Raw genomic sequence first — 18,982 nt, 5'->3', positions numbered from 1 at the left:
TACCGATGCGCGAATACCTGCAGTTCTACATCAATGGTGAGTGGGTCGACCCCGTCACCCCCAAGGCGCACGATGTCATCAACCCCGCCGATGAGTCGGTCTGTGCGCACATTTCCCTGGGTAGTGAAGCCGATGTGGATCGCGCTGTGGCAGCCGCTCGCAAGGCGTTCGATACCTGGGGTTACAGCAGCCGCGAAGAGAGGATTGCGGTGCTCGAGTCCTGCGTTGCCACCTATGAGAAGTACTATAACGACATGGCCGATGCCATCCGTGAGGAAATGGGGGCGCCCAAGAGCCTGGCCGTCTCCGCGCAGGCGCATGCCGGCCTGGGGCACCTGCAGGAGGCCCTGCGGGTGCTGCGGGAGTTCGAATTCGAGGAAGATCTCGGTGAACACCGCCTGTTCAAGGAACCGATCGGCGTCTGTGGCCTGATCACGCCGTGGAACTGGCCGGTCAACCAGATTGGCTGCAAGGTGGCGCCAGCGCTCGCCGTGGGCTGCACCATGGTCCTCAAGCCGTCCGAGGTGGCACCGCTGTCCGGCTACCTGTTCGCGAAGATCATGCACGAGGCGGGCGTGCCGGCTGGTGTGTTCAACCTGGTCAATGGCGACGGACCAACGGTCGGCGCCGCGCTGTCCCGTCACCCGGATGTGGACATGATGTCCTTCACCGGTTCCACCCGGGCGGGCTCTCAGGTGGCGCAGAATGCCGCGCCGACAGTGAAGCGGGTCACCCAGGAACTGGGTGGCAAGTCGCCCAACATCATTCTTGACGATGCGGACCTGGAAGCCGCGGTCACCCGTGGCGTATTGCACATGTACACCAACACAGGGCAGTCCTGCAATGCGCCATCGCGCATGCTGGTGCCGCGTGCGCGTCTGGCTGAGGCCGAAGCGATCGCCGCTGCGGTCAGCGCCAAGGTGGTTGTAGGTGATCCGGCCGATGAGGCGACCACCATGGGCCCCGTGGTGTCTGAACTGCAATTCAACAAGATCCAGGGCCTCATTGAAAAGGGCATTGCCGAGGGCGCCAAGCTCGTGTGCGGTGGTCCCGGGCGCCCCGAGGGTATCGACAAGGGCTACTTCGTCCGCCCCACGGTCTTCTCCGAGGCCAATAATGAGATGACCATCGCTCGCGAAGAAATCTTCGGCCCGGTACTGGTCATGATTCCCTATGACACCGAAGAAGAAGCCATTGCCATCGCCAACGACACCCCCTACGGTCTCGCAGGCTACGTGCAGAGCGGTGACATCGCCCACGCGCGACGGGTCGCCTCGCGCATCCGTGCTGGCAACGTGCACATCAACGGTGCCACGGGTGGTTACAACGTACCGTTCGGCGGCTACAAGCAGTCTGGCAACGGTCGCGAGTGGGGCGCCCACGGCTTTACCGATTTCCTTGAAATCAAGGCGGTAGAGGGCTTCGGCGGCTGAGATGTCGGCGTTCATTCTGGCCATAGACCAGGGGACAACCGGCACCACGGTAGCGCTGATGGACGCTTCGGGGCGCCTGCGCACCAGCGTCAACATCGAGTTCCCCCAGCACTACCCGAAACCGGGCTGGGTGGAACACGATGCCGCGGACATCTGGTCCTCGGTGCAGCGCGGCATTCGCAGTGTGCTGCGCAAGCGCGTCTGCAAGCCGTCGGACATCGTCGGCATTGGCATCACCAATCAGCGTGAAACCGCGTTGCTGTGGGACCGCAGCAACGGCGACGCGCTGAACCGGGCCATTGTCTGGCAGTGTCGTCGCACGACCGACTTTTGCGAAACCCTCAAGGCCGCTGGCCACGAGGCGCAGGTCAGGCGCAAGTCGGGCCTGGTGCTGGACCCGTACTTTTCCGCCAGCAAGTTTCGCTGGTTACTGCGAAACACACCCGGCGCGGGGCGCAAGCTGCGCGCGGGTCGGGTGGCTGCAGGTACGGTCGACAGCTATCTGGTCTGGCAACTCAGCGGCGGATCCGTGCACGCAACGGATGTGTCGAATGCGTCGCGCACGTCTTTGATGAACCTCCAGCGCCTGACCTGGGACAAGGAACTCATGGCCTTGTTCGAGGTGCCGGAAGGCGTGTTGCCGGACATCGTGCCGTCCAGCGCTATCGTTGCGCACACCCGTGGCGTACCTGGCCTGCCGGACGGCATTCCCATCGCCGGCATCGCCGGGGACCAGCAGGCCGCCCTGTTTGGTCAGGCCTGTTTCAGTGCGGGGGATGCAAAGTGCACCTTTGGCACGGGCTCCTTTATCCTGATGAATACCGGCGCCGAGCTGTTGCAGTCCCGCTCCGGGTTGCTGACCACCGCAGCCTGGCAGTTGGGCAACGCGGACCCGGTCTATGCACTGGAGGGCGGTGCTTTCGTGTGTGGGGCCGCCGTGCAATGGCTGCGCGACGGGCTTGGTCTTATTCGACGCTCATCCGAGGTGGAAGCACTGGCCGCCTCGGTTCCCGACAGTGGTGGCGTGGAGTTCGTGCCCGCCCTGACCGGCCTCGGTGCGCCACACTGGGCGCCTGACGCACGCGGCGTGCTGACTGGCCTGACCCGTGGAACAGGTCGCGGGCACATCGCCCGGGCGACGCTGGACGCCATGGCGCTGCAAAATGCCGATATCCTGCTCGCCATGGAGCGCGACCTCGGCAAGCGCATGCGCCCCCTGCGCGTGGATGGCGGTGCCGCGGCCAACAACCTGCTGATGCAAATCCAGGCTGACGTGCTGGGCCGCAAGCTGATCCGTCCCGAGGTCATTGAGACCACCGTGGCCGGTGCCTGCTATCTCGCCGGGCTGGGCGTGGGTCTGTGGTCCGGCACGGCAGATTTGCGCAAGATCTGGTCGGTAGAGCGGGATTTCACAGTGCGTCTTTCTGCATCGGCGCGCCGTCGACGGCATGCCTCCTGGCAGGCGGCGTTGGCCCGGGCGCTGCTGTGAGGAGGTCACGTGGCTGATATCCTCACCTTTCGCAGGCCCTCGCTGAAAGAGAAGCACAAGGGCAACACGCTGTGTCGCCACGGTCACCACAAGTGGCTGGTCGACAAGGCCAAACAGTTCGACGTCAAGCAAGGTCGCCTGGTCACCGTGTATTGCTGTGCACGCTGCGGTGAGCGTAAAGTGAAGGCCTTGTAGGCACCGGCGAGTGTTGAGGCAGGGCATATGCCTGCCCGTCAGCCGGTTCTCACTCACTGTCAGGTATTCGGGTGACCACCATGACGCAGATGATCTATCCCACCACCAATTTGAAGGCCACCGAACAGTTGGTCATTGAGCGCGGGGAGGGCGTATACGTCTACGATAACCACGGTCAGCAATATCTCGAGGGTATGAGCGGGCTCTGGTGCACCGCCCTGGGATACGGCAATGAGGAGGTGGTCGAGGCTGCGGCCCGGCAGATGCGCACGCTGTCCTACTCGCATCTGTTCGGCGGCAAGACGCATCCGGCCGCCATGCAACTGGCGGATACGCTCGCGGCCATGGTACCGGTAAGCAACGCGCGCGTATTCCTTGGCAACTCAGGCTCCGACGCCAATGACACCCTGGTCAAACTGTTGCGCTACCACTTCAACGCCATTGGCCAGCCGGAAAAATACAAGATCATTGCCCGTGAACGGGCCTACCACGGTGTGACGGTGGCAGCGGCCTCGCTGACCGGGCTCTTGCCCAATCACACGCATTTCAGCCTGCCGTTCGATGCGCTGGGGGTACTGCGCACGGGTGCGCCGCATTTCTATCGCGACGGTTTGTCCGGTGAAAGTGAGTCGCAGTTTGCCAGCCGCCGGGCCGAGGAACTGGAAGCCCTGATCCTGGCTGAAGGGCCGGAGACGATTGCGGCGTTCATTGCCGAGCCGGTCAATGGCGCTGGCGGCGTTATCGTCCCGCCCGCCGGCTATTTCGAGAAGGTGCAGGCTGTGTTGCGCAAGTACGACATCCTGTTCTGGGATGACGAGGTGATTTGCGGCTTTGGTCGCACCGGTGAAGACTTCGGCGCAACCACTTACGGCATCCAACCGCAACTGATGTCGCTGGCCAAGGCCCTGTCGTCCGCGTACCTGCCGGTGAGCGCGGCGGTTGTCAGCGGCGACATCTACGAGTCGCTGGTGGAGCCGAGTGCGGCGGTCGGCGTGTTTGGTCACGGGTATACCTATGGGGGGCATCCGGTAGCCTGCGCTGTGGCGTCCAAGGTGCTGGAAATCTACGAGCGCGATCAGCTGTTTGCCAGGGCGGCTGACACCGGGCGGTACCTGCAGCAAGAGCTGCAACGGTTTGCCGAGCATCCGCTGGTGGGTGAGGTGCGCGGTGTGGGCATGATCGCGGCACTGGAACTGGTCGCGAACAGAACTACGCGCGAGGCCTTCAGCGGCAATGCGATGGGCGGCTACTGCGCTCTGCGGGCTCAGGCGCACGGCCTTATTGTGCGTGCCATGGGCGGCAACAGTATAGCCCTGTGCCCACCGCTGGTGATCACGCGGTCGCAAGTGGATGAACTGGTCAGCAAGCTCGGTAGGGCACTGGATGACACACTGCAGTTCGCCCAAGCCGAGGGGTTACTGCGCGGCGAATGACCATCGAAGCGCCATAACCTCAGGCTATTGGCCGGATGACTCCAAGTGTCTGTGCGTCTCCTGTTCAGTCTCTATAATCGGGCATAAAACAGCGAGACGATAAGGACGCACAACATGTTAACAATAACACTCAAGCGCACGGCTGGGCGCCTTCTTGCCCTGCTACTGCTCGGATTTCCCGCAGTCGCCTCCGCCAAGGCTCCCAACATCCTGGTGATCTGGGGCGACGACATCGGCATGACCAATCTCAGTGCCTACAGTGACGGGCTTATGGGCTATCGCACGCCGAATATCGACCGCATTGCGAGCGAAGGTATCCGTTTCACCGATTATTACGGTGAGCAGAGCTGTACCGCGGGTCGCTCGGCCTTCATCACCGGCCAGAGCCCGATCAGAACCGGCCTGACCAAGGTGGGGATGCCCGGTGCCGATATCGGCCTGCAGCCGGAGGACGTGACACTGGCGGCGCTGCTCAAGGATCGCGGTTACGCCACCGGCCAGTTCGGCAAAAATCACCTGGGTGACAAGGATAAGTTTCTCCCCACCAACCATGGTTTTGACGAGTTTATGGGGAACCTGTATCACCTGAATGCTGAAGAAGAGCCCGAGCATCCCGATTACCCGCAAGATGCGGAGTTTCGCAAGCGCTTTACCCCGCGGGGTGTGATCCACAGCCACGCCGACGGGCGCATTGAAGACAGCGGCCCGTTGACGCGCAAGCGCATGGAGACTGTGGATGAAGAGTTCCTGGCGGCGGCAACGGATTTCATCGGTCGTTCCGCGCGTCAGGACAAACCGTTTTTTGTCTGGTTCAACACGACGCGCATGCACTTCTACACCCACATCGCAGATGCCGAGCGTGGCCTGTCAGGTCAGGGGTTCTATAACGATGCCATGGTGGCGCACGATGCCCTGGTCGGCCGTCTGCTCAACCAGCTGGATGAACTCGGTTTGAGTGATGACACCATTGTTGTGTATTCGACCGACAATGGCCCGCATTACAACACCTGGCCGGATGGCGCTATCACACCTTTCCGCGGTGAGAAAAATACCAACTGGGAGGGCGGCTACCGTGTGCCTGCCATGGTGCGCTGGCCGGGTCGCATTCCGGCGGGCAGGGTATCCAATGAGATCATGTCCCACATGGACTGGGTGCCCACCCTGGCCGCCGCAGCGGGCGCGCCAAATGTCATTGAGGATCTGAAACGCGGGACCACCGTCAACGGGCGCAAGTACCGCGTGCATCTCGATGGTTACAATTTTTTGCCCTACCTGACGGGCGAGGTGGAGGCCGGTCCCCGCGAGAATTTCCTCTACTGGAGCGATGACGGCCAGCTCACCGGGATGCGTATTGGCGACTGGAAGGTGGTGTTCGCCGAACAGCGCGCAGCCCGCTTCGATGTCTGGCGCGATCCCTTCGTGCCACTGCGCATTCCCAAGCTGTTCAACCTGCGCCGTGATCCCTTCGAGCGTGCGGACACGGATTCCAACGCCTACAACGAGTGGTGGGGGCGCATCGCCGGGCCCTTTATATCACTGTCCAGAATGCAGCTGACCGAGTTCCTGGCCACGCTGGAGGAGTTCCCGCCACGCCAGCGCCCTGCGTCGTTCACGGTCGACCAGGTGCTCGAGGCAGCATTCCAGGACCGCTAGGCTAATCGTGCCCCGGGCGAATCGCGCCCCGGGCTAATCGCGCCCCGGGCTCATCCGTCCGGGGCGTCTGCTAGGCGCCGGTTATGCGCCTGATAACAATTAGTCATTTCCGCCTTACCGGATCGCCCGGTATGGTTCCCGCAAATTCCTAAAATAACGGAGACACGCATGTTTGCCCGATTCGACAAGACGATGAAAATCCTGCCTCTGGCGGTTGCCTGTGCCTGTGCGGCCAATGCGGCATCGGCGCAGATGCTGGAAGAGGTTGTGGTGACCGCTCAGAAGCGCAGCCAGAGCCTGCAGGATGTGCCGATATCCATCAACGCGGTATCCGGTGAAAAACTCAAGGAGGCGGGGATCACCCGCATCTCCGATCTGCAGGTGTACGTGCCGAACCTCACCATGAGCGAGGCGGCGATCGGTTCCAACATCTACATCCGCGGCGTCGGTTCGCAGGTGAACCAGGGCTTCGAACAGTCGGTGGGAACCTATGTCGACGGCATTTACTTCGGCCGTCCGCGCCAGTTGCGTGCGCCCTTCTTTGACCTCGAGCGGATTGAGGTACTGCGCGGCCCGCAGAGTATCCTGTTCGGCAAGAACTCAATCGCCGGCGCTCTCAACCTCGTCTCGGCGAAGCCCACCGATGAGTTCGAGGGCAGTGTTTCCGCGCTGCTGGAGCCGGACCACGGTGAGCTGGAGACCAGCCTGGTGCTTTCCGGGCCGCTCAGCGACACCCTGTCGGGTCGCCTCGCCCTGCGTTACCGTGAAATGGACGGCTTCATCGACAACGTCGCGAAAGATATCGATGAGATGGAGACCGAGGAAACCGTTGTGCGCGGCGCGCTGCGCTGGGATGCCTCCGACAACCTGCAGGTCGACCTGAAACTGGAGACCGGGGAATTCAACTCCGTGGGCCGCAACTCCATCATCATCGGCAGCCCTGCGCCGGGTGGAGCGACCCCGGTGGTGGGCGACTTCACGCGCAAGGCCGCGCTGGACCCGGAGTTCAGCGACAACAACTATGACAATGCGACACTGACCCTGAATTACCAGCTGGGCGAGTACGAGCTGGTGTCGATCACCGGTTGGTCGGCTTACGACTACACCGAAGAGGTCGACACCGACTTTGGCGTGGGCAGCACAGTGCAGTCACCCGCCGCCGAGGATTTCGAGCAGCTGAGCCAGGAACTGCGCTTGGTGTCGCCCCTGGGAGAGACCTTTGAGCACATCGTCGGCGTGTTCTACCAGACCTCGGAAATCGACTACGAGGAACCGGCCCAGATCACCCTGCCGGCGGTTGCCGTGGAGATCGACCGTGAATATTTCTCGGACAGCGATCTGTGGGCGGTGTTTGGCCAGTCCACCTGGAACATCTCTGACACCTTCCGCGCCACCCTGGGTTTGCGCTACACGGTGGAAGACAAGGATGGTGGACGTCGCGTGGCACTGCGCAACCCTGATGGCAGCATCTTCAACCCCCTGGGCCTGCCCGAGTTCGCAGAGCTGGGGATGCCGCTGCCACCCCTCGGCATCACCCCGCACGACCTGAAGGGTGACCGCGACGAGGAAGTGGTCACCCCCATGGTGAACCTGCAGTGGGACGTGTCGGGTGATGCAATGCTCTACGCGAGCGTGTCCACCGGTTACAAGGCCGGCGGCTTCGATGCGCGCAGCAACCGCGCGACCCTGCCAGCGGGCGGTCCGGCGCTGGAGTTTGAGGAAGAGGAAGCGCTGTCCATGGAACTCGGCGCGAAGCTGGGCTTGATGGACGGCGCGGCGGAGTTGAACATCGCCCTGTTCCGCACCGAGTACGATGACCTGCAGGTCAGCGTGTTCGACGGCGTGCTGGGTTTTGATGTGCAGAACGCGGCTTCAGCGACCACCCAGGGCCTGGAAATGGACGGTCGCTGGCAACTAACCGAGAAGCTGCGGCTCACCGGCGCACTGGCCTATACCGACTTCGAGTTTGACGACTATGAAAACGGTGCCTGTTACAAGGGCCAGCAAGCGGATCAGGTGGTGGATGGGGTGCCATTCTGCAACTGGTCCGGGAATACCAACCAGTTCACTCCGGAGTTCAGTGGCACCCTGGGTGTCGATTTTGTCCAGCCCGTATTCGGTAATCTGGAGTTGAGGTCAACGCTGGATATCATATACTCCGATGAGTACTTCGCTGCGCCCGACCTGGATCCCAACGCCGTGCAGGACAGCTACGCCAAGCTGAATGCGCGAATTGCACTGGGTCGTGCGGATGGTGTGTGGGAAGTGGCGCTGGTTGGCAAGAACCTGACCGATGAGGAAATCATCACCTTTGCCAACGATGTACCGCTGACCGGGCCGGTGACCAGCTACTTCGCTTTTGTGGAGCGTCCGCGTACGGTAGCAGTGCAGGCGACCTATAACTTCTGATAAAAAATGAGGGCGGTATGGCAGTTTCCAGTGGCAGGTTAACGGGGCTGAAGTGTGGTCTGGTGGGGGCGCTGCTCGCTGCAGCGGTGGGTTGCGAGCAAAAAGCCTCCGAGCCTGCGGCTGCGCCGCCCGCGCCACCGCCGGCACCGGCAGTGGCTGCGGTTGATACGGCGCGTTTGCTGGCAGCAGACGCGGAGCCCGGCAACTGGATGACGCACGGGCGTACCTACAGTGAACAGCGCTACAGCCCGCTGTCCGACCTGAACGCCGGCAACGTGGATGAACTCGGCCTGGCCTGGTATTTCGATCTTCCCGATGACCGCGGCATCGAGGCGACACCGATCATCGCCGACGGTGTGATGTATGTTACCGCGGCCTGGAGCAAGATCTTCGCACTGGATGCGGCCACGGGCGAGCTACTCTGGCAACACGATCCGCAGGTTCCCCCGGAGTGGGCTTCGAATCTCTGTTGCGATGTCGTCAACCGTGGCGTGGCGGTGTGGAAGGGCGTGGTCATTTCCGGCACGCTGGACGGACGCCTGCTCGGCCTTGACGCCGCCTCCGGCGACCTGCTCTGGGAAACCCGAACCACACCCCAGGATCGCCCGTATTCCATTACCGGCGCACCACGGGTGATCAAGGATCGGGTGATCATCGGCAATGGCGGTGCCGAGCTCGGCGTGCGGGGCTATGTTTCCGCTTACGACTACCGCACCGGTGAAATGCTCTGGCGCTTCTACACGGTGCCCGGCGACCCCTCGAAGCCCCTGGAGCACCCGGCGCTGGAACTGGCGGTTGACACCTGGAAGGGCGGTGCATGGTGGGAAGTCGGCGGCGGCGGCACGGTGTGGGATTCAATGGCCTACGATGCCGAGGCGGATCTGCTGTATATCGGCACGGGGAACGGGTCTCCCTGGAATCGCAGTATTCGCAGCCCGGGTGGCGGCGACAACCTGTTCCTGTCGTCCATTGTTGCACTGCGTCCGGAAACCGGGGAATACGTCTGGCACTACCAGACCACACCGGGCGAGAGTTGGGACTACACCGCGACACAGCACATGATCCTTGCCGAGCTGTCCTGGCAGGGTGAGCCGCGCAAGGTGATTATGCAGGCGCCCAAAAACGGCTTTTTCTATGTGCTGGACCGGTTGACCGGTGAACTCCTGTCCGCAGAGCCCTATACCCGGGTGAGTTGGGCCGAGCGTGTCGACCTGGAGACGGGCCGTCCTGTGGAGAACCCGGAGGCGCGCTATGAAAATGGCGAGGCCGCGCTGGTGTGGCCGCATCCGCTGGGTGGCCACAACTGGCACCCGATGAGCTACAGCCCGGATACCGGCCTGGTCTATATTCCGGCACAGGAGATCGCCATGAACTACGCGCATGACGCGGAGTTCACCTACACGCCAGGTGCCTGGAACACGGGGGTGGTTTTCGAGGTGGCGGGCATGCCCGATGACGTGGAAATACGCGAGACGTTCGCCAAGCTGACCAAGGGACATGTCAGCGCCTGGGACCCGGTCGCCGGGCGCGAGGTCTGGCGCATCCAACACGATAACGTCTGGAACGGGGGATTGCTTTCGACGGCAGGCAACCTGCTGTTCCAGGGCAACGCCGAGGGCGAACTGGTGGCCTACCGCGCCAATGATGGCGAACCTGTGTGGCGTTTTCCGGCGCAGACAGGGATTGTGGCAGCACCGGTGAGCTACAGCGCTGACGGTACGCAGTTCGTGGCGGTGGCCGCGGGCTGGGGCGGGGCCTTTGCGCTGGCCGGTGGCGAGCTGGCGTCACGCAGTGCCGGTTCCGTGACGCGCGCACGCGTGCTGGCGTTCCGCGCCGGCGGCACTGCATCCCTGCCCCCGGTGACCGTCGCTGAGGAAAGCGCTGCGGCCGTCGCCGTGGCCGCCGACCCGGAGGACGCTGACAGCATCGAGCGTGGTCGTGTGCTGTTCATGCGCAACTGCCACATGTGCCACGGCGACCGTGCGATCTCCGGTAGCAGCCTGCCCGATCTTCGTCACATGTCGGATGCGACCGTTGCGGAGTTCGGCGCGATCGTCCTCGGCGGCTTGCGGCACCAGGGCGGTATGCCCGGCTTCGCCGAGCGCCTCGACCAGGCCAACGCCGAGGATCTGCTTGCCTACCTGCTCAGCGTGCGCGCCGGGGAGAGCTGATTCAGTGCTTCGGGGCCCCCGGCTCTGCTTCCCCGGAGCGTAACAGCTCGATCAACGCCCTGCCCGCCGGTGGCAGGGTGGTATTGCGCAGGTAGACGATGCCCGGGCGCACCAGGATGTCACTGAAGCCCGGAAAGTCGATTTCCATGAGCTGCCCCCCCACAACGCTATCGCGCAGGATCCGTTCCGGGCCGCAGGTGATAAAGTCCGAGTGCAGGACGACCTTGCTGATAAGGCTGAAATCCTCGCAGTAGATGCGGCAGGCCCGGGCGACAAAGCTGTCCGGATCCGCGCCTTCCGGGGCGTTGGCACGCAACCATTCTACCCAGCGTCGCGGCAGGGACGGCAGTGCCAGCGGGTAGTTCGTCAGGTCCGCTGCCTGCACCCGGCCAACCTGCAGCAGCGGGTGGCCCGGCCGGCAGGCGGCAACGGAGCGAATGGGGTTTAACGGTATAACTTCCAGTTCTGCCTGGCCCTCGAACTCACCGATATCGGCAACCATGAGGTGCAGGGCGCCGGCGTGGAGCTGCTGCACCAACCCCGCCCAGCTGTCGATCGCGACCCGGATGCTGAGCCCGGGGTGCCTGGACACCAGCCGCGCCACGGCGTCACCGATGGGGCCGCGCGCCACGATAGGGCCGCTGCCCACCCGCAATTCGCCGCGCAGGCTGTCTGAGAGCGCATCGAGGCTGTGATGAATGTCGTCCAGCTCATGCATGATGCGCCGCGCGTGTTCCATCAACACCGCACAATGCGGCGTCGGGTCCACACTCTGGGACTTGCGGTCAAAGAGCACGACGTCCAGTTGCTGCTCCAGATTCTTGATGCTCTTGGTGAGCGCCGGTTGCGTGATGAACAGCGCATCTGCTGCTTTGCGAAAACTGCGGTGCTTCGCCAGCATGAGGACGTGGCGCAGTTGGCGGGTATCAATCGGATGCATATCCGGCGCCCCTATCGATCCAGGCCGCCCATCAGCATGTATTTGATTTCCACATAATCATCCATGCCGTACTTCGAGCCCTCGCGTCCGGAGCCGGACTCCTTTACGCCACCGAAGGGCGCCATCTCATTGGAGATCAGCCCTTCGTTGATACCCACGATGCCGTACTCCAGGGCCTCGGCAACCCGCCACACGCGGCCGATATCCCGTGTGTAGAAGTAGGAGGCGAGCCCGAATTCGGTGTCATTGGCCAGTTCGATCGCCTCGGCCTCCGTGTGAAAGCGCACCACGGGCGCCACGGGGCCGAAGATCTCATTGCGAAACACCGGCATATCCCGGGTTACGTCCGTGAGGATCGTCGGTTGGTAGAAGCAGCCCCCCAGGGTGTGCCTGCCGCCGCCCAGCGCGACCTGTGCGCCCGCGTCGATGGAGGCCTGTACCAGCGCGTCCACGTCGTCCACGGCGCCGCTGTTCACCAGGGGGCCGATCTTCACGTTGTCAGCGAACCCGTCGCCCACTGCCAGTTCCCGCGTCGCGGCAACCAGCCTGGCCACGAAATCGTCGTAAATGCCGTGTTGCACGAGAATACGGTTGGAGCAGACACAGGTCTGGCCCGCGTTGCGGTATTTGGACGCGATGGCACCCTCGACCGCAGCATCGATGTCGGCATCGTCGAAGACGATGAACGGTGCGTTGCCGCCCAGTTCCATGGAGGTCTTTTTCAGGGTGTCGGCGCACTGCGCTTCGAGCATCTTGCCCACGGGCGTGGAGCCGGTAAAGGTCAGTTTGCGCACCAGCGGGTTGCTGGTCAGCTCGCCGCCGATAGCCGAAGAACTGCCGGCCACAATATTCAGCACGCCGGCAGGCACACCCGCGCGCTCGGCCAGCACGGCCATGGCGAAGGCGGACAGCGGCGTTTCGCTGGCGGGTTTGATGACGATGCTGCAGCCGGCGGCCAGCGCAGGCGCGGCCTTGCGGGCGATCATGGCATTGGGGAAGTTCCACGGGGTGATGGCGGCAACCACACCGACGGGCTGCTTGATGCAGACGATGCGCCGGTCAGAGCCGGGGCCGGGTATGACGTCACCGTTGACGCGCTTGGCCTCCTCGCCGAACCACTCAATGAACGAGGCGCCGTAGGCCACTTCCCCGCGCGACTCCGCGAGGACCTTGCCCTGTTCGGCGGTCATGATTCTGGCGAGGTCTTCCTGGTGCTCCATCATCAGGTCGAACCACCTGCGCAGCACGGCGGCGCGCTGCTTCGCCGGGCGGGCTTTCCAGTCGTCCATGGCCAGTTGCGCGGCGTCAATGGCGCGCCGCGTTTCAGCTGCGCCTACCTTCGCCACGCGTACCAGCAGTTCGCCATTGGCGGGGTTGTTCACGGGGAACGTGGCGCCGTCATCCGCATCCACCCAGGCGCCGCCAATATACGCCTGGGTCTGCAGCAGGGTCGGGTCCGACAGTGAAAGATCCATAACGGTGCTCCTTGAAGTTTCCGGGCCGCTGCAATGCACCGCCCACACTGCGCGCTAGTGTGAAGCACAACCCGCTGCGGCTTCAAGGGCGGGTATTTTTCGCCTCGGTGCGGGTGTGGCGGGTGCGTCGCCTGCGGCCGCTGAGCTTGTGCTTGCGCACCAGCCCTCGCAGCTGGTCATAGCTGAGTCCCAGCGCCTGTGCTGCGCGCCGCTGGTGGTGGTTGTGTTCCGCCAACGCCTGGTGGACGAGGCGACGCTCGATGGCCAGCATGCGCGCACTGAAATCGGTAATACCGGGTGTGGCGAGCTCCGCTGCCGCGCTGGCCTCCGGCGGCGTCCGATCCCCGGACGGTGGGGGCGATAGCGGCGCAAAGGGCGACTGAAAGGGGTCCAGTACGATCTCAGCCACCGGCCGCGACTTTTTGCCCCAGCGGTGCAGTGAGCGTTCCACGGTGTTTTTCAGTTCCCGCACATTCCCCGGCCAACTGTGCCCCTGCAGGCTCTCCAGGGCGCTCGCGCTGAACCCCGGAAACAGCTCCCAGCCCAGTTCCTTGCACATGAGAATGGCAAAGTGACGGGCCAGTTCGGGAATGTCCTCGGGGCGTTGCCGTAGCGCGGGCAGGTGCACCACGTCAAAGCTCAGGCGGTCCAGCAGGTCGGCACGGAAACGCCCCTCGGCCACGAGGGCCCGGAGATCCGCATGGGTGGCGGCCACTACCCGGACATCGACCTGCAAGGTCTCCTGGCCACCGAGCCGTTCGAATTCACCGTACTCGACCAGTCGCAGGAGCTTCTCCTGCACCGGAAGCGGCATGGTGCCCAGCTCGTCGAGGAACAGGGTGCCGCCATCTGCGCGTTCAAAGCGCCCCTGGCGCAGTCGTGTGGCCCCGGTGAATGCGCCCGCCTCATGGCCAAAGAGTTCGGAGTCCAGCAGTGTCTCGGGCAGCGCGGCGCAGTTGACCTTGACGAAGGGCGCCGCCCAGCGGGCTGAGAGAAAGTGCAACCGTTCGGCCGCCAGCTCCTTGCCCGTGCCCCGTTCACCCTGAACCAGCACGGGGCGATTGATCCCCGCCAGCTGCGAGACGTGCTCAAGTGCATGAGCCAGCGCGCTGGAGCTACCGATAATGCCTTCGTTGCTTCGCATAGGTTTCAAAAACCTAAAAAAATAAGTCAATAAAACCTTTATAAGGTAAATATAACCTGTAAATCAAGGCGGCAAACGCATGTTCTGGCCGGGTGGAGTGCGTTTAGCCAGTTAAAACAGCGACTTACGTGATCTGGCACGGTTCCTGTATCAAGCAGCCTGGAAACGCCACGAATGGCATACGGCAAACGGGCTTGACCCGGGGAGAAGGACCATGGGCATTTTTTCGCGGATGAGCGACATCATTAACTCCAACCTCAACGCCTTGCTGGACCAGGCCGAAGACCCGCAGAAGATGATTCGCCTGATCATCCAGGAAATGGAAGATACACTGGTGGAGGTGCGCAGCTCCTCGGCCCGCGTGCTCGCAGACCGCAAGGCCGCTGCGCGTCGCCTGCAGCAGGTACAGGCCGAGGCAGAGAGCTGGGAGCAGAAAGCCAGGCTGGCAGTGAACAAGGGGCGCGAAGACCTCGCTCGGGCTGCGTTGCAGGAAAAGCACGCCATTGAGGATGAAGTCGCGGTGGTGGAAGCCGAGTTGCAGGCGGCAGACGAGCACATAGCCCAGCTCAGCACCGAGATTGGTCAGCTGCAGCAGAAGCTCTCGGACGCCAAGTCACGCCAGCAGGCACTGTTGATGCGCAGCAAGACCGTCGAATCGCGGATCAAGGTGAAGCGCCAGATGCACCGTGAGGCACTGGATACCGCCTTTCAGCGGTTCGAGCATTTCGAACGGCGCATCGACAACCTCGAAAGCCAGCTGGAACTGCTCGATGTGGGGCGCGACGTTGCACCGGACCTCGCCGCCGAAATCGAATCCCTGGAAGAGGACGAGCGCATCAGCAACGAGTTGCAGCGACTGAAGGCCGAGATGCAGGGCAGCGCAGAGAACAAGGCCCAGTAGGGCCTGCTATGATCGAGCTGTCGGCTTAGCCGGGTTCCCCACTCCGTCCGAGGATACCGTCCATGCAATTCTGGCAATTCATGTTTGTGCCAACCATCCTGTTTCTGGTCATCGTGGCTCCGATCTGGATCACCATGCATTACCGCAGCGTCAACCGCTCATCCCAGAGCCTGAGTGCGGCAGATCGGCAGGATCTTGAAGACCTTCTGGCCACGGTGGATCGACTCACAGAGCGTATCGGCGCCCTGGAAACGATCCTCGATGCCGACCACAGCACATGGCGCAAGCCGTCGGAGCGCGCGCCGCGCAATGAGGAGTACAACGATGAGTAACCATTACCAGCGCAATCGGGATCGCCACAGCCCTGACTGGCGCACGGCTGAGCGGGGTTTTCGCCAGCGTCGTGACGCGGGATGGGGTATGAATCTGTATCGCAGCACCCGCAGCCGACGCATTGCCGGTGTCTGCGCTGGCCTGGCAGATCACTTTGATATCGCCCACTGGGTGGTGCGTTTGCTCTGGGTTGCCGCCGTGCTGTTTACCGGCACGCTGGCCCTCTGGGCCTACCTTGGCGCATGGCTGTTGCTGGCGCCGAGGCCGCAGGAGCAGAGCAGGGCGGGCGCGGTGTCGGACGGGCCTGCGGGTGGCCCGTCCGGCGTGGCGATGGAATACGACGAGCGCCACCACCACTATCGGCCGCGCAAAGTGTTCCGCTACAGCGAGCCGGGGCCGGTGCGTCTGCGCCGCGCCCGGGAGCGCCTGGACGCCGCCCTGCGCCGTGTGGAAGCCATGGAAAGTTACGTGACGTCCCGTCAGTTTGAACTGGATCGGGAGATTTCGCGACTGTAGCCGTTTCCCTGCGGGGCTTCCCCCCGGCCGTTGCGATACGCTATGCTCGGGCGTATTCTTTTTACGCAAGCTGCCCCGGTGGTGGGCATTGCGAGGGGTAAAGCATGACGGCGATGGAAACCTTTGACAGCAGCGCGCCCGCGGTACGGGAGCCTGTTGTACCACCGCCCCATGCGCTGCTCGCGCTCACCGAAGCGCACCGCGCGGTGGTGGAGGTGGTCACGCTGGGGCTGAGTCGCCGGCTGCTGGAGCGCGCGCCACGCGGCGATGGGCACCCGGTGATGGTCCTGCCCGGTTTTCTCGGCGCCGACGGCTACAACGCCGGCTTTCGTCGCTACCTGACCCGCCTTGGCTATGCAGTCCACGGCTGGGGCCTCGGCCGCAACCTGGGTCCCCGTGAAGGGGTGCTGGAAAGCCTGGAAGCGCGGATAACGTTTCTTTCCGAGCGCTATGAGGGCCCTATATCCCTGGTAGGGCACAGCCTCGGTGGTATTTTTGCCCGGGAACTGGCGCGTGCCTTCCCTGAACGGGTGAGGCAGGTCATCTCACTGGGCAGCCCGTTTGGTGAAGGCCGGATGGTTGCGTCCTATCCCGCCCGCCTGTTTACGGCACTCAATCCGCCGGAGGAGCTGCCGATTGACCAGAACATCCTGCATGTGGCGCCGCCGGTGCCGACCACTGCAATTTATAGCCGCGGGGACGGTGTGGTGAACTGGCAGACCACGCTGCAGCGCGCCGGTCATGCGCGCACCCAGAATATTGAAGTGCGCGGCAGCCATTGTGGCATGACCTTCAACCCGACCATCTGGTACCTGGTTGCCGATCGCCTGTCACAGCCTGTAGACGGCTGGAAGCCTTTCGAGCGACGCAGCTGGTCGAGCCTGCTGTATCCCGCCGCCGGGCAGTGAAACGGCGCTAAGCCGTCTCCAGCGCCGCGGCGTGGAAGGCGATATGCTCGCCGATAAACGAGGCGATGAAATAGTAGCTGTGGTCGTAACCCGGCTGCAGGCGGATGGTTGCCGGGAAGCCCGTGTCCGCGCAGGCTTGCTGCAGGAGAGGCGTTTTCAGCTGGGACGCCAGGAAACTGTCCGCGTCGCCCTGGTCGATCAGCATGGGTAGCTGCGGCGCTCCGCCGCAAATCAGCGCACAGCTGTCGTAGGCCAGCCAGGTGCTGCGGTCCGTACCCAGGTAGTGACCAAAGGCCTTTTCTCCCCAGGGGCACTGGGTCGGCGCCACGATTGGGGCAAATGCAGACACCGCAGCAAAGCGCCCCGGGTTGCGCAGGGCCATCACCAGTGCGCCATGTCCCCCCATGGAATGGCCGGCGATCGACCAGCGATCCGCCGCCAGCGGAAACTGGCTGTTCACCAGCTCGGGCAGCTCCACGGCGACGTAATCGTACATCCGGTAGTGCTGTTGCCAGGGCGCTTGCGTGGCGTTGACATAAAATCCGGCGCCGAGGCCGAAATCCCAGGCACCCTCCGGGTCATCCGGCACGCCCTCGCCGCGCGGGCTGGTATCGGGGCAGACGATGGCCAGGCCGTGCTCCGCGGCGTAGCGCTGGGCCCCGGCTTTCTGGGTGAAATTTTCGTCTGTGCAGGTAAGCCCCGATAACCAGTAGAGCACCGGTACCGGGTGCTGCTCGGCCTGTGGTGGCAGGAAAACAGCCCCCTGCATCGTGCAGGCAAGCGTTTCCGACAGGTGCTCGAAACGCAGCTGGCGACCTCCAAAAACACGGTGCTCTGCAATGATATTCATCGTCATACCCGGCCCTCAGTACACGACAACCGAGCGGATACTGTGTCCGCCATGCATGAGGTCAAAGCCGCGGTTGATGTCATCCAGGGGCATGGTATGGGTGATCAGATCGTCGATATTGATCTTGCCGTCCATGTACCAGTCGACAATCTGTGGCACATCGGTCCGGCCGCGCGCGCCGCCGAAGGCCACGCCGTGCCAGGAGCGGCCGGTCACCAGCTGGAATGGCCGCGTGGCGATCTCCTTGCCGGCGCCGGCGACGCCGATGATGTACGACTCCCCCCAGCCCTTGTGGCAGCATTCAAGGGCCTGCCGCATGACGTCGACATTACCGATACATTCAAAGCTGTAGTCGGCCCCGCCACCGGTGAGCTCGAGAATCGCCTCCACCACATTGGCAACCTGTGTGGGGTTGATAAAGTCGGTCATGCCAAACTTGCGTCCCAGCGCTTCCCGCTCGGGGTTCAGGTCCACGCCGATGATGCGATTGGCGCCTACCATACGCGCGCCCTGCAGCACGTTCAGGCCAATGCCGCCGAGGCCAAACACCACCACATTGCTGCCCGGTTCAACTTTTGCCCGGTAGACCACTGCGCCCACGCCAGTGGTTACCCCGCAGCCGATGTAGCAGATCTTGTCGAAGGGCGCATCTTCGCGCACCTTGGCTACCGCGATCTCGGGCATGACGCTGAAATTCGAGAAGGTCGAGCAGCCCATGTAGTGCAGCAGGGGTTTGCCGTCCAGGGAAAAGCGGCTGCGCCCATCGGGCATGACACCGCGCCCCTGTGTTTCCCGAATGGCCTGGCACAGGTTGGTTTTCGGGTGCAGGCAGAAATTGCACTCCCGACACTCCGGGGTGTACAGCGGAATGACGTGATCGCCGGGTTTCACCGATTTCACGCCGGCGCCGACTTCGCGCACGATGCCGGCACCCTCGTGCCCGAGAATCGCAGGGAACGCGCCCTCGGGGTCGTCCCCCGAAAGCGTGAATGCATCGGTGTGGCATATGCCTGTAGCCATCATTTCCACCAGGACTTCGCCCGGCTGGGGGCCCTCGAGGTCGACTTCGACCACTTCCAGCGGCTGGCCGGCAGCAAAGGCAACGGCGGCTCGTGTTTTCATTGGTAACTCC

Annotated in this window: 16 protein-coding genes; 11 read left to right on the top strand and 5 right to left on the bottom strand. The window is 63.3% G+C overall.

The window, feature by feature from the left end; all coding sequences use genetic code 11:
• Positions 1-5 precede the first annotated feature (5 nt).
• The 7 genes from AACZ17_RS00625 (at position 6) to AACZ17_RS00595 (ending at position 10,783) form a co-directional block, all read left to right on the top strand.
• A complete protein-coding gene (locus AACZ17_RS00625) occupies positions 6-1,433 on the top strand; it encodes an aldehyde dehydrogenase family protein (protein ID WP_290743977.1) in 1,428 nt (475 codons plus the stop codon).
• A 1-nt stretch (position 1,434) separates the two neighbouring features.
• Positions 1,435-2,922, top strand: coding sequence for a glycerol kinase GlpK (gene glpK, locus AACZ17_RS00620; RefSeq protein WP_290743969.1), 1,488 nt, complete (start codon positions 1,435-1,437; stop codon positions 2,920-2,922).
• A gap of 9 nt (positions 2,923-2,931) precedes the next feature.
• Complete coding sequence (locus tag AACZ17_RS00615) at positions 2,932-3,117, top strand: hypothetical protein (RefSeq protein WP_290743952.1); 186 nt, start codon at positions 2,932-2,934, stop codon at positions 3,115-3,117.
• A gap of 80 nt (positions 3,118-3,197) precedes the next feature.
• Positions 3,198-4,550, top strand: a complete 1,353-nt coding sequence (locus AACZ17_RS00610) for an aminotransferase (protein WP_290743946.1) — start codon at positions 3,198-3,200, stop codon at positions 4,548-4,550.
• Positions 4,551-4,664: 114 nt separating this feature from the next.
• Positions 4,665-6,203 (top strand): arylsulfatase, encoded by a 1,539-nt coding sequence (locus tag AACZ17_RS00605; RefSeq protein ID WP_290743939.1) that lies wholly within the window; start codon positions 4,665-4,667, stop codon positions 6,201-6,203.
• Between the two features lie 168 nt (positions 6,204-6,371).
• A complete protein-coding gene (locus AACZ17_RS00600) occupies positions 6,372-8,612 on the top strand; it encodes a TonB-dependent receptor (RefSeq protein WP_290743931.1) in 2,241 nt (746 codons plus the stop codon).
• 17 nt (positions 8,613-8,629) lie between these two features.
• The gene (locus AACZ17_RS00595) at positions 8,630-10,783 is read left to right on the top strand and encodes a PQQ-dependent dehydrogenase, methanol/ethanol family (protein ID WP_290743924.1); all 2,154 of its coding nucleotides are present in this window, start codon (positions 8,630-8,632) and stop codon (positions 10,781-10,783) included.
• Between the two features lies 1 nt (position 10,784).
• Here the strand turns inward: AACZ17_RS00595 and AACZ17_RS00590 are convergent, their stop codons facing one another.
• From AACZ17_RS00590 to pspF, 3 genes are all read right to left on the bottom strand, one after another.
• Entirely contained in the window at positions 10,785-11,723 is a 939-nt protein-coding gene (locus AACZ17_RS00590; protein WP_290743917.1) for a LysR family transcriptional regulator, read from the bottom strand.
• An 11-nt stretch (positions 11,724-11,734) separates the two neighbouring features.
• Positions 11,735-13,198 carry an NAD-dependent succinate-semialdehyde dehydrogenase gene (locus AACZ17_RS00585; RefSeq protein WP_290743910.1) on the bottom strand — a complete coding sequence of 488 codons (1,464 nt, stop codon included), beginning with the start codon at positions 13,196-13,198 and terminating at the stop codon, positions 11,735-11,737.
• An 82-nt stretch (positions 13,199-13,280) separates the two neighbouring features.
• Positions 13,281-14,342, bottom strand: a complete 1,062-nt coding sequence (gene pspF / locus AACZ17_RS00580) for a phage shock protein operon transcriptional activator (protein WP_290743904.1) — start codon at positions 14,340-14,342, stop codon at positions 13,281-13,283.
• A 214-nt stretch (positions 14,343-14,556) separates the two neighbouring features.
• Between pspF and pspA the strand changes: the two genes are divergently transcribed.
• The 4 genes from pspA (at position 14,557) to AACZ17_RS00560 (ending at position 17,000) form a co-directional block, all read left to right on the top strand.
• A complete protein-coding gene (gene pspA / locus AACZ17_RS00575) occupies positions 14,557-15,243 on the top strand; it encodes a phage shock protein PspA (RefSeq protein WP_290743898.1) in 687 nt (228 codons plus the stop codon).
• Between the two features lie 62 nt (positions 15,244-15,305).
• Positions 15,306-15,575, top strand: a complete 270-nt coding sequence (gene pspB / locus AACZ17_RS00570) for an envelope stress response membrane protein PspB (protein WP_290743892.1) — start codon at positions 15,306-15,308, stop codon at positions 15,573-15,575.
• Positions 15,568-16,092, top strand: a complete 525-nt coding sequence (locus AACZ17_RS00565; protein WP_290743885.1) for a PspC domain-containing protein — start codon at positions 15,568-15,570, stop codon at positions 16,090-16,092. The genes pspB and AACZ17_RS00565 overlap by 8 nt, the downstream gene beginning before the upstream one ends.
• Before the next feature lie 104 nt (positions 16,093-16,196).
• Positions 16,197-17,000, top strand: coding sequence for an alpha/beta hydrolase (locus AACZ17_RS00560; protein WP_290743879.1), 804 nt, complete (start codon positions 16,197-16,199; stop codon positions 16,998-17,000).
• A gap of 7 nt (positions 17,001-17,007) precedes the next feature.
• On the opposite strand, the gene fghA is transcribed toward AACZ17_RS00560, so the two are convergent.
• A complete protein-coding gene (gene fghA, locus AACZ17_RS00555; protein ID WP_290744836.1) occupies positions 17,008-17,850 on the bottom strand; it encodes an S-formylglutathione hydrolase in 843 nt (280 codons plus the stop codon).
• Positions 17,851-17,865: 15 nt separating this feature from the next.
• Positions 17,866-18,972 (bottom strand): S-(hydroxymethyl)glutathione dehydrogenase/class III alcohol dehydrogenase, encoded by a 1,107-nt coding sequence (locus AACZ17_RS00550; RefSeq protein WP_290743872.1) that lies wholly within the window; start codon positions 18,970-18,972, stop codon positions 17,866-17,868.
• Positions 18,973-18,982: the final 10 nt, after the last annotated feature.

Origin of the sequence: uncultured Haliea sp., assembly GCF_963973825.1 — a bacterium.
Classification (GTDB): Bacteria; Pseudomonadota; Gammaproteobacteria; order Pseudomonadales; family Halieaceae; genus Haliea.
Note: the sequence above shows the minus strand (reverse complement) of the source record. Positions and strands in the feature narration are given on the sequence as shown.